We start from the raw sequence: 12206 nt of genomic DNA, 5'->3' as shown, positions 1-12206 counted from the left end.
ATGGTCTCCTTAGTTCAGCCGCGCCGGGCCTTGCCGGCAAGCCGATTCAAGCAATAGATTCGACGGCTTCAGCGACAGCTTCAGCATAGACAGGGTGCCGGGCACACACGTCACTCACTTTAGCCAGCACCTCGGCCTCGATGGCAGCGGTATCACTCCCAGCAGCTAATACGTCTAGGATGTCGCAAATCCAGCCAGCTAGTTCGCCACACTCTTGGGCATTGAAGCCACGCGTGGTGACCGCGGGGGTACCAATACGTAGACCCGATGTCACGAAGGGGCTCTGCGGGTCGTTAGGCACCGTGTTCTTATTAACGGTGATATGCGCGCGGCCCAATGCTGCATCCGCATCCTTACCCGTGACGCCCTGCTGGATAAGCGAGACTAAGAACAGATGATCTTCGGTACCACCCGACACAACATCATAGCCGCGCTCCATGAATACGTTGGCCATGGCTTGGGCGTTGTCAATCACCTGCTGCTGGTAACGCACAAACTCCTGGCTCATGGCTTCCTTGAACGCCACCGCTTTCGCCGCGATAACATGCATCAATGGGCCACCTTGCTGGCCTGGGAAGACCGCACCATTAAGCTTTTTATAGAGCGCCTCGTCGCCATCCGCAGACAGAATCAGGCCGCCACGGGGGCCACGCAGCGTTTTGTGGGTAGTCGTGGTGACGACGTGGGCATGAGGCAGCGGGCTCGGATAAAGGTTAGCTGCCACTAAACCTGCAACGTGGGCCATGTCGACCATTAAGTAAGCACCCACTTCATCAGCGATAGTGCGGAAACGACGCCAATCCACCACGCGAGAGTAGGCAGAGAAACCGGCAATGATCATTTTCGGCTGATGCTCACGGGCCAAACGCTCAACTTCTTCGTAATCGATCTCACCGGTTTCCGGCTTGAGGCCGTACTGAACAGCGTTGTAGTGTTTGCCCGAGAAGTTAGGGGCGGCGCCGTGGGTTAAATGGCCGCCGTGGGCAAGGCTCATACCTAGAATAGTATCGCCAGGTTTGACGAGTGCCATGAACACAGCGGCATTTGCCTGAGCACCGGAATGCGGCTGCACATTGGCATAATTGGCACTAAATAAGTTGCAGGCACGTTCAATGGCTAAGGCCTCAACCTTGTCAACGAATTCACAACCGCCGTAGTAGCGACGGCCTGGATAGCCTTCCGCATACTTGTTAGTCAGTTGGGTACCCTGCGCTTCCATGACAAGTTGACTGGTGTAATTTTCGGAGGCGATCAGCTCAATATGCGCTTCTTGGCGTACCGTTTCTTCAGCAATTGCTTCTGCAAGCAAACTGTCGTAACTGGCCAAACGTGCTTTTGGGGAAAAATTACTTTGAAGCATTATCGCCTCCTGATGAGTGACTTTTTTATTAAGTGCTGGACGTTCTCTTTAACGCTGACAAACCAAGGTTTCTATCAACCAAGGTTCCTATCAACGTTTTCTTACCGCGATACTATCGTTGGTTTCCTGGCCCAAGATACTTGTTGACGTCACCACTCGATGCATTTGCGACATCGACATCAATTAGCCAGGCTGCGCAGATAGACCGTCATTGATTACCCATAAAAAAGCGCCCTAAACGGCAAAAACCATAAAGGGCGCTTTACTGAAGTATTAAAAAATGACTGCGTTAAAAATCGACGACGAGGTCCCCTTTAGGACGACTGCAGCAAGATAGAATGTATCCTTCTGCGACATCCTCATCCGTAATGCCCCCGTTATGCTCCATATCCACCTCCCCCGACTTGAGCTCTACGCGGCAAGTACCGCATATCCCCATACCACATGCTTTGGGGATATGCAGACCCAACTTCGCCGCTGCAGCATGCACCGTTTCGCTAGGCTGAATGCGCACACTTTTGCCGGTCGATGCGAACTCAATGCTGTGCAAGTCATTGCTATCAACATTTTCAGCATCGACTTCTGCTTGCTCGGCCAGCTCACGCACATCATCACGAACGTCGACAGGCGTGGCGCCAAACGACTCTTCGTGATAATGGCTCATATCAAAGTTATGGTGCTGCAAAATACGCTTGATGGCGTTCATATAGGGAGTTGGGCCGCAACAAAAGATCTCCCTCTCCATAAAGTCCGGCACCATTAATTCGAATAACGGCTCGGTGAGATAACCCCGGTAGCCAGCCCACGCCTCTCCAATATCCTCTTTACTCTCACAGATAATATGCAGTTTGAACTCAGGGATACGCGAAAACATATGCACCAATTCACGGTGATAAATGACATCGCGGGGAGCTCGAGCACTATGTATAAATTCAACATCCACAGCGGCATTAGTATCAAAAAGCCAACGTGTCATGGACATTAAAGGGGTAATGCCAACACCGCCGGAGAGGAACAACACTTTCTCGGCGGGAAAGTCGATCGAGTTAAAGTTACCGACCGGCCCATGCACCACCAGCTCATCGCCTATTTTTAAATTGGCATGCAGCCAATTGGAAACCTTGCCTCCCGGCACCTGCTTAACAGTGATCGAAAAGCTGTAAGGAATAGAGGGTGAGCTTGAGATTGTATAGGAGCGCATGATCGGCTGATTATCGATCTCAAGCTCAAGGGTCACAAACTGGCCAGGCTTGAAGAAGAACAGTACGGGTTGCTCCGCCATAAAACAGAACGTGCGTACATCTTGGGTTTCTTGGATCACCTTAACGCAACGTACCTGGTGGCGGCCGTTAGTCCAGGTTTGGGTCGTGACCGGGTTAAAGAAATTAGTTGTCATTATCGCCTCTGCCTGACCAGCCTTCATCGCTATGCATTACCGAACTGTATTCGCTATACAGCCCAGCACCGTTGATGTGCATTTTGGGGACGCTCCTCTTAGCCGACTTACCTGACAACGACGCGCACTTACCTCGTGCCACTCTTTATTGCTTAGAAAGCTCTTCTTTAGTCGCCGCTACGCCACCTGATGTCGCGGGCAGATAATTGGCAAGGATGTGCCTGCAACACAATCAGACACTGACATCAGGCCCCATTCGAATAAAACGCCAGGTTACGCAACAGAACAACAAGATAAACAATCTTGACTAACGGCCGCCACGCAGCCCTTGAGGGGAAAGCGGAGGTTTACGAGGATACTGGTATGGAAAAAAGTGTTTCTAATATGATGGACGACCCACTCGCTGCGGCTCGTGAGTCAACGGCCCATATGCTGCAGGAAAGGGCGCGTACCTTTTCTCTTCCGCAACCGTTTTATAACGATGCCCGCCTGTTTGCTCTTGATATGCAAGAGATCTTCGAAAAAGAGTGGTTATTCGCAGGCATGACATGCGAGATCCCCTCCAAGGGTAATTTCATCACCTTGGATATTGGTGACAATCCCATCGTTATTGTGCGCGGTAGTGAAGGCGTTATTCATGCGTTTCACAATGTGTGCCGCCATCGCGGTTCGCGTCTATGCGTAAAAGATAAGGGCAAGGTGGCAAAACTCGTCTGCCCGTATCATCAGTGGACTTACGAGCTTGATGGCCGATTGCTGTTTGCCGGTAGCGACATGGGCACTGACTTCGACCTCAACCAGTTTGGCCTCAAGCCGGTCAACGTCCAAACAGCTGGCGGCTTCATCTTTATCAACCTGAGCGATGAACCACCTGCAATTGACGATTTTCTGACAACGCTTGAGCATTATCTCGAGCCGTACCAGATGGACAACGTCAAGGTTGCCACCGAATCCAGCATCGTCGAGCAAGCCAACTGGAAGCTGGTCATCGAAAACAACCGCGAGTGCTACCACTGTAACGGCGCGCACCCTGAACTGCTTAATTCGTTGCAGGAGTTTGATGATACCGACGATCCCCGCGCAACACCCGCTTATAAAGCGCTGGTGGCACGTAAACAAGCAGACTGGGATGCCGAACAGGTGCCCTACCAGTTAAAACGGTTTGGTAAACGCAACCGCCTGACGCGTACGCCACTGCTGGATGGCATTGTCTCCATGACAATGGATGGTAAGCCCGGCAGCAAGAAACTGATGGGGCGTTTATCAAGCCCCGACATGGGCTCACTGCGCATCCTTCATCTGCCCAACTCATGGAACCATTTCATGGGCGATCACGCAGTGGTATTTCGCGTGTTGCCAATCGGTCCGCAGCAAACCGTGGTAACTACCAAATGGCTGGTTCACAAGGATGCCGTGGAAGGCGTCGACTACGACCCCGAACAGCTTCGCCGAGTATGGGATGCCACCAACGACCAGGATCGCCAGCTCGCCGAAGAGAACCAGCGCGGCATCAACTCAAAGGCTTATCAGCCTGGGCCTTATTCTGAAACCTATGAGTTCGGTGTTATCGACTTTGTCAATTGGTACGCCGCCCGCATGCTTGAGAATCTAGGCCACGAGGCTCCCGCGTTACAGTTAGCGCAAGGCTGACGTTTTGCAGAGTAATGTCCCCATCTATCTGGCCCGCTTATGCGGGCCAGACTTGTTTAGCGGCGCGCATAGAGACATTGATCGTCACCTTCACCAGAACTCAGCCGAGAGCGCCAACCACGTGTACACATAAAAGACACATGTGTACACTATATCGCAACATTTCTAAAGGTTAGCCCCATGCCCTCCCCCAATACGTCCGCCACCAAGGGCTCCCAAGACGTCTGGCTTGATGCAGCGTTTGAGACGCTACTGGAATCGGGCATCGATAGCGTACGCATTCTGCCCCTGGCCAAGCGCCTAAAGCTTTCTCGGACCAGTTTCTACTGGTTCTTTAAGGACCGTGAGTCACTGCTGGAAGCACTGATCGAACGCTGGCGTGAAAAGAACACCCAGGGACTGGTGCATCAGACCGAAGCTTATGCCGAGAATATCGTCGAGGCGATGCTTAATGTCTTCGACTGCTGGTTAGATCCTAACTTATTCGACTCCCCGCTAGAATTCGCCATGCGCAGCTGGGCACTGCAGTCGGCGCCGGTGGTGAGTGAAATCGAGGCTGCCGATGCCACACGTATCGAAGCCCTGACACGCATGTTCCAGCGCTATGGTTATGATTCACTGGCGGCCAACGTTCGTGGCCGCACGATCTACCTAACCCAGATCGGCTATATCTCGATGAAGACACAGGAACCGGTCAAAGTACGTATGCAGCGCATCCCCGCCTATGTCGAAATATTCACCGGCCAATCTCCTGACGCAAGGGAACTGCAACGCTTCCATGCCCGCCATGGGTATGTAGAAGAGTAGTAGGCCGATGCGATAAGCGACGGGTTTATGTCAGTTACCGCCCCATCAACGTACACCAATGAACATTAAATTGACAGGAATGAACATCGGCACCTAACTTTGTTAAATACACAACAAAATAGAGTGCTATCCATGGCTAACGATCCGCTGTTGCAGCCCTTCCAACTCAAACACCTGACCCTAAAAAACAGGCTTATGATGACAGCTCATGAGCCCGCTTATCCTGAGGATGGGATGCCCAAAGCACTCTACCGTGCCTACCACGTCGAGCGGGCCAAGGCAGGTCTTGGCCTGACCATGACGGCTGGATCCGCGGCGGTAGCAAAAGACAGCCCGCCGGTGTTCAACAATATTCTCGCCTATAAGGATGAAGTCGTACCTTGGATGCGTGAGCTGACCGATGCCTGCCATGAGCACGGTACCGCGGTGATGATCCAACTGACTCATTTGGGCCGACGTACCCGTTGGGACAAAGGTGACTGGTTGCCAGCGGTGTCGCCTTCGCATCGCCGCGAGGCGTCCCACCGCGCCTTTCCCAAGCAGGTAGAGAATTGGGATATCGAACGTTTGATCCGTGACTACGCCGATGCTGCCGAACGCATGCACGCTGCCGGTCTCGATGGCATCGAGCTGCAGGCCTACGGCCACCTGATGGATCAGTTTTGGTCGCCACTGACCAATACCTTAGAGGAACCTTATGGTGGGGATCTCGATAACCGACTGCGTTTCACCTTTGACGTGCTACGCGCCATTCGCCAGCGAGTTGGCGAGGCGTTCATCGTCGGCGTTCGCTATACCGGCGACGAAATGCTATCGGGTGGACTGACATCCAGTGATGGGCTGGAGATCTCACGACGCTTAAAGAGTAGCGGACTGATAGACTTCCTCAACGTGGTTCGCGGCCACATCGACACCGACGCCGGGCTCACCGACGTGATTCCTATACAAGGCATGCCTAGCGCCCCGCACCTGGATTTTGCCGGAGAAATACGTCGCGAGACCGATTTCCCTACCTTTCATGGCGCCAAGATCCAGGATGTCGCCACTGCCCGTTATGCCATCGCCTCCGGCAAGGTCGACATAATCGGCATGACCCGTGCCCACATGGCCGACCCGCACATCGTGCGCAAGATCGTAGAGGGGCGAGAGGAAGAGATCCGTCCCTGCGTTGGCGCCAACTACTGCCTTGACCGCATCTATCAAGGCGGTGCCGCCTACTGCATCCATAACGCTGCCACCGGGCGTGAAATCAGCATGCCCCACACCATTCCTAAGGCAGCACAGCAACGGCGAGTCGTCATTATCGGCGCAGGTCCAGCAGGATTAGAAGCCGCTCGTGTTGCTGGCGAGCGTGGCCATTCGGTGGTGGTATTAGAAGCCGCCAGCGATGCTGGAGGGCAGATACGTCTCACGGCACAGAGTGAGCGACGTCGCGAGATGCTGGGCATCATCGATTGGCGTTTAGCACGCTGCCAGGCGCTCGGAGTCGAGATCCGCTACAACGTCTGGGCCGAGGCCGAGGACGTGCTCGCCGAAAAACCTGATGTGGTGATCGTGGCTACCGGCGGCTATCCCCTGGAAGACCAACCCACCGTCGGCCACGACTTAGTGATCAACACCTGGGACATTCTTTCCGGGCACGTGCCGCCTGGCAAGCGGGTATTACTGTTCGACGATGCAGGCGACCATTCCGCTCTGCAGGCGGCAGAGATCATCGCCGCCACGGGAGCAGAGCTTGAGATTATGACGCCGGACCGCACCTTCTCCGCAGAGATCATGGCCATGAACCTGGTGCCCTACATGCGCTCCCTACAGCGCGCTAACGTCATATTCACGCCGACTTACCGACTGAATTCTGTGCAGCGCGACGGCAACCAACTGCTCGCTGAAATCACCAGCGATTATATTGCTCACGGCCAGCAGGATAGGGAGCATGCACGGCGCATCGACCAAGTGGTGGTCAACTACGGCATTACACCGATGGCCGAACTCTATTTTGAGCTAAAGCCACACTCCAGCAACCGCGGCGAGGTGAATTACGATGACCTAATCGTGGGCGCCCCCCAGAACATAACGCGCAATCCGGATGGCAGCTTCCAACTGTTCCGTATCGGTGATGCCGTCGAGTCCCGTAATACTCACGCGGCCATCTACGACGCGCTTAGGTTGGTCAAAGACCTTTAGTTTTCACATCAAACCGGCGCGGTAAAAACGCTGTTTGGGCTTAGTCGGGAGAGAGCCCCCGCAGACGCTCACTGCGCCGACGTAGCAGCTCAAGCGTGGTAAGCAGCAGCATCGAGAGCAGCACCAGCAGGGTTGCCACAGCGAGGATCGTTGGGCTGATCTGCTCGCGAATGCCCGACCACATCTGTATCGGCATGGTACGTTGCTCGGGCCCGGCAATGAACAGCACCACCACCACCTCGTCGAAGGACGTAATGAAAGCAAACAGCGCTCCTGATACCACCCCTGGTGTCACCAGTGGCAGCACCACCTTAAAGAAGGTTCGTGTCGGATTGGCCCCAAGGCTATGCGCCGCACGGATCAGCGTGGTATCGAAGCTCGATAGCGTAGCGGTTACGGTGATGACCACGAAGGGAATGCCGAGCGCCGTGTGGGCCAGGATCACGCCTAAGTAGGTCTGGGCGAGATTGACCTTGGAAAAGAAGAAGAACATCGCCGCCGCAGAGATGATCAACGGCACGATCATTGGCGAGATCAACAGCGCCATAATCGCGCCTCGCGCTGGCATATGCCGACTAGACAACCCTAGCGCCGCCACCGTCCCTAGCACCGTGGCCAGCAGCGTGGACGCAATACCGATGATGAAGCTGTTCTTGATGGCATTGAGCCACTCGCTCGATGTAAAGAAATCCTGATACCAGCGCAACGAATAACCGGCCGGGTCGAAAGTCAGCATTTCCTTACTGAAGGTGAAGTAGGGCTGCGCATTGAATGACAACGGTATGATCACCAATAGCGGCCCGATCAGAAACAGGAACACCAGGCCGCAGATAGCCAGAAAGATGTAATGCCAAATGCGCTCGCCACGGGTGGCATAGGAAGGAATAGCCATCGTTTACCCCAGCTTGACCTTGTCGACGCCGATCAGACGATTGAATACCAGATAACAGATAATCACCACGAACAGCAGGATGGAGGCAATCGCGGCCGCCAGCCCCCAGTTGAGCGATGTCTGCATATGGTAGGCGATGTAATTAGTGATGAAGCGACCCGACTGCCCACCCACCAACGCCGGTGTGATGTAGTAGCCAATCGACAGTATGAATACCAAGATGCCACCAGCGGCAATGCCTGGAATCGTCAGCGGGAAATAGACCCGGCGGAAACTGAGAAACGGCTTGCCGCCCAAAGAGCGCGCGGCGCGCATGTAGCTGGGTGGAATGGTCTTCATCACCGAGTAAAGCGGTAGAATCATGAAAGGCAGCAGAATATGCGTCATGGCGATGATCGTGCCCATCTTGTTGTGGATCATCTGCCACCGCGCCTCATCGGCGATCACGCCGAGGGCCACCATCACGTCATTGAGCACCCCCTGTGACTGCAGGATGGCAATCCAGGTGGTGGTGCGCACCAGCAGCGAGGTCCAGAACGGTAGCAGTACCAGGATCATCAGCAGATTGGAGTGACGCGTTGGCAGGTTCGCCAGCAGAAAGGCCACCGGAAAACCGAGCGCTAGCGTCAGGCCCGTGATGACAGCGCTCATCCATAGCGTTCGCCAAAACAGGGTGGCGTGGATCTGCATATGTTCCGGCACTTTGGCAATCTCGCCGTCCGCGTTCAACTGACGGTCGACCGCTGCCAGATAATACGAAATGGTGTAGGGCGACGCCTCACGCTGGATCAGCTTCCAGGTATCGAGTTCTCCCCAGGTATCGTTGACCTCGATCAGAGACTCGCGATACGGCGGCTCCAAGGTACCGACGCGGCGCGCCGTGCGGCTAATGGTCGAACGCATGCCCGACTTTTCATAATTCAGTCGGCTGGACAACAGCCCCAGGTTGCGTTCCTGCTGACCAACGCGAAGGTCCTCAGCCAAGGCGGCAAAGGCAGATTCATCGGGTAATGACTCCCCATTCCAGCCTTCCAGCGCCGAAACGGTTCGTGATAGATGGGTAGACACTTCAGGGTTATCGACACTACGCCACAGCATTTCGAACAAGGGCATCAGAAAGGCGATAAAAAGAAATGCCAGTAGCGGCGCAACCAGCAACAGCGCCTTGATTTTCGAGCGTCGCACGGTGCGACGCAGGCTAACCTTAAGCGGCACGCCATCGGCCGTTGTCAGAGGAGCTGCAGGCGGTTCGGACACGTAGATCTCTCCGTCAGGCAAGAAAAGCGATCAACAACGATCGGCTATCGGTATGCCGCCGCCCGCTTGTCGACGGACGGCGGCAGCGCCTTACTGGGATAGCCAGGCGTTAAAGCGCTGGGTCAGCTCATCGTTGTAGTCAGCCCAAAACAGGTCATCTTTTTGCAGTGCCGTTGCGAAGTTCGGTTCGTGGGTTGGCATGTGCGGCGTCATATCGATACCGGTTTCGGCATGGGTGGACACCAGCTCAGAGGAAGAAAGACGTGCCGGACCATAGGAAATGTACTGAGCCTGATCGGCGAGTCGCTGGGTATCGGTGGCGAAATGGAGATAATCCTTCACCTTGTCGAGCTTGCCGGTGGGCACAACCCAGCCATCCAGCTCGAACACCTGCGCATCCCAAATGATCTCGAAGGGTTGGTCTTCAGTGACCATGGCATTGAAGATCCGACCATTGTAGGCAGAGGCAAAGGCGACTTCCTGATCGGCCAACAGCTGAGGCGGCTGGGCGCCCTCTTCCCACCAGATGACTTCATCCTTGATGGTATCCAGCTTGTCGAAAGCACGCTGCACGCCTTCTTCGGTCTCAAGCATGGCGTAGACCTCATCACGCTCGACACCATCGGCGATCAAGGCCCATTCCATATTGTTAATCGGCTTGCGCAGCAGAGCCCGCTTGCCGGGGTAGTTTTCCAGGTCGAAGACATCCTCGATGGTGCTGGGCTGAGCGTCCTCTGGGAACATCTCGCTATTGAAGGCGACAATATTGGAATAAACGATGGACGCCACAAAACAGTCCCCCAAGGCCCCTTCGACGAAGTCCTCACTGGGCGGCGTGCCATCCGGGGCGTCGGCCAGCAGCTCATCATGGTCGAGAGGCTCGATAAGCCCTTCGTCACAAGCGATCATGGCATCGGCGGGGAGCATGTCGACTAAATCCCAGGTCACGTTGCCAGCCTGAGATTGAGCACGCAGACCGGCCAAAGCGTTACCACTGCGGTCGATATTGACAATCTCGTCACCAGTCTTCTCTATCCACGGCTTATCGTAAGCCTCGTGCTGGCTCATGCTGTAAGCACCGCCCCAAGAAACAATATTCAGCGTCTGCTGAGCATGGGCACTAACCGCCACGGCAAGTGCCGACATCCCCACGGCAGCGATACTTGTCTTAACAACGCGATTGCTGATTTTCATAGAGATTCTCCGTTTGCTGTTGTCATCGCCGCTGGCACCATCGGATACCGAGAAACGGCGCACTTGACTGCCGTCCGGCTCATGCATCCAACGCGCGGCAATCGGCACTCGACCAACCAACCTGAATTTGCTGGCCGGGGCGCATCACCCCACACCCTTGGGCATTGGGCGTTTTCAAAATAAAGTCCTCGTTACCGCACACCGACACTCGCGTGCGTAGATGGTCGCCAAGGTAGATAACCTCCTGCACCGTGGCAGTGAACTGGTTGTCGAACTGCGCGCCGTCGGTATCATCCGGCAGGATGCTGACCCGCTCGGGTCTCAGTGATAGCGTCGTACGCGAGCCCACGTCGCCCGCCACCACCGTTTTGGCAATCACTATGTCGCCGCTATCCAGGCGCACCTTGCAGTCACTACCGAGGTGCTCGATAACGTCACCCACCAAGCGGTTGTTCTCGCCGATGAAATACGCCACAAAGGCATTTTCCGGCCGTTCGTAGAGTTCGTCCGGAGAAGCCAACTGCTGCACAATGCCATCGTTGAAGACCGCAATGCGGTCAGACATGGTCAGGGCTTCGGTCTGGTCGTGGGTGACGTAAATCATGGTTACCCCAAGACGGGCGTGAATGCGCTTAATCTCGTACTGCATCTCTTCGCGAAGATTCTTGTCCAGCGCGCCCAGTGGTTCGTCCATCAGCACCAGATCAGGCTCAAAGACCAGCGCGCGGGCCAATGCCACCCGTTGCTGCTGGCCGCCAGAGAGCTGCGCCGGGCGGCGATCACCAAACTCTTCCAGGCGTACCATGGCCAGTGCTTTCGCCACTTTCTCCTTGATCTCCGCTTTGCTGAGATGGCGCACCTCAAGCGGGAAAGCTAGATTCTCGGCCACCGTCATGTGCGGGAATAACGCATAGTTCTGGAAGACCATGCCAATGCCACGCTTGTGCGGCGGCAAGCCACTAATTGGCTCGTCGTTCAGCAGAATCTCACCATGGGTGGGGGTTTCAAAGCCTGCCATCATCATCAGACAGGTGGTCTTTCCAGAGCCCGAAGGGCCCAGCAGGGTGACGAATTCGCCCTTGCGGATATCAAGATTGAAGTCCTTGACGACCAGTTCAACACCGTCATAGCTCTTTTGGACATTGACGAAGCGAGCAAAACTCGACGGCGCTTCTGCCGTTGCCTTCGTCGTGCCCCCAGCGTCTGCAAGGGTCTCATTCATGCACATTCCCCGTTAAAAATCCCGTTGCGCCAAGGTAAGTGCACAATTCAACACATGCCTCCACACATCTCCGGGCCCCTATTGATTTATATTTTTTTCCTAATACTTGTTAACGACAATAAGGCGAGCGTGTAGCGCATTACAATTTTCGCGGGGACAATTAGCGTTGAATCTCAACCTGTCATAGGCATAGTAACGTCAACTACGGGAGGGGCATTGAGACATAGCAACGCCCATGGAGGAT

9 protein-coding genes are annotated in these 12206 nt (G+C 54.9%); 3 read left to right on the top strand and 6 right to left on the bottom strand.

Annotated features, from left to right (window positions below):
• Window positions 1-46: 46 nt before the first annotated feature.
• Entirely contained in the window at window positions 47-1360 is a 1314-nt protein-coding gene (gene glyA, locus ACN06F_RS02070; RefSeq protein WP_089039312.1) for a serine hydroxymethyltransferase, read from the bottom strand.
• 289 nt (window positions 1361-1649) lie between these two features.
• Window positions 1650-2756, bottom strand: coding sequence for a hybrid-cluster NAD(P)-dependent oxidoreductase (locus ACN06F_RS02065; protein ID WP_120387294.1), 1107 nt, complete (start codon window positions 2754-2756; stop codon window positions 1650-1652).
• Between the two features lie 363 nt (window positions 2757-3119).
• Here ACN06F_RS02065 and ACN06F_RS02060 point away from each other — a divergent pair, with 363 nt between their 5' ends.
• From ACN06F_RS02060 to ACN06F_RS02050, 3 genes are all read left to right on the top strand, one after another.
• On the top strand, window positions 3120-4406 hold the full coding sequence (locus ACN06F_RS02060) for an aromatic ring-hydroxylating oxygenase subunit alpha (RefSeq protein ID WP_095604661.1): 1287 nt from the start codon (window positions 3120-3122) through the stop codon (window positions 4404-4406).
• 180 nt (window positions 4407-4586) lie between these two features.
• Window positions 4587-5213, top strand: coding sequence for a TetR/AcrR family transcriptional regulator (locus tag ACN06F_RS02055; protein WP_433924582.1), 627 nt, complete (start codon window positions 4587-4589; stop codon window positions 5211-5213).
• A 132-nt stretch (window positions 5214-5345) separates the two neighbouring features.
• Window positions 5346-7397, top strand: coding sequence for an FAD-dependent oxidoreductase (locus ACN06F_RS02050; protein WP_433924581.1), 2052 nt, complete (start codon window positions 5346-5348; stop codon window positions 7395-7397).
• Window positions 7398-7437: 40 nt separating this feature from the next.
• Here the strand turns inward: ACN06F_RS02050 and ACN06F_RS02045 are convergent, their stop codons facing one another.
• From ACN06F_RS02045 to ACN06F_RS02030, 4 genes are all read right to left on the bottom strand, one after another.
• Entirely contained in the window at window positions 7438-8289 is an 852-nt protein-coding gene (locus ACN06F_RS02045; RefSeq protein ID WP_433924580.1) for an ABC transporter permease, read from the bottom strand.
• Window positions 8290-8292: 3 nt separating this feature from the next.
• A complete protein-coding gene (locus tag ACN06F_RS02040) occupies window positions 8293-9546 on the bottom strand; it encodes an ABC transporter permease (RefSeq protein WP_433924579.1) in 1254 nt (417 codons plus the stop codon).
• A gap of 90 nt (window positions 9547-9636) precedes the next feature.
• A complete protein-coding gene (locus ACN06F_RS02035) occupies window positions 9637-10740 on the bottom strand; it encodes an extracellular solute-binding protein (RefSeq protein WP_433924578.1) in 1104 nt (367 codons plus the stop codon).
• Between the two features lie 79 nt (window positions 10741-10819).
• A complete protein-coding gene (locus ACN06F_RS02030; RefSeq protein ID WP_433924577.1) occupies window positions 10820-11962 on the bottom strand; it encodes an ABC transporter ATP-binding protein in 1143 nt (380 codons plus the stop codon).
• Window positions 11963-12206 lie beyond the last annotated feature (244 nt).

The organism is Vreelandella sp. 21 (assembly GCF_050995515.1).
In the GTDB taxonomy this organism is placed as follows: Bacteria; Pseudomonadota; Gammaproteobacteria; order Pseudomonadales; family Halomonadaceae; genus Vreelandella; species Vreelandella alkaliphila.
Note: the sequence above shows the minus strand (reverse complement) of the source record. Positions and strands in the feature narration are given on the sequence as shown.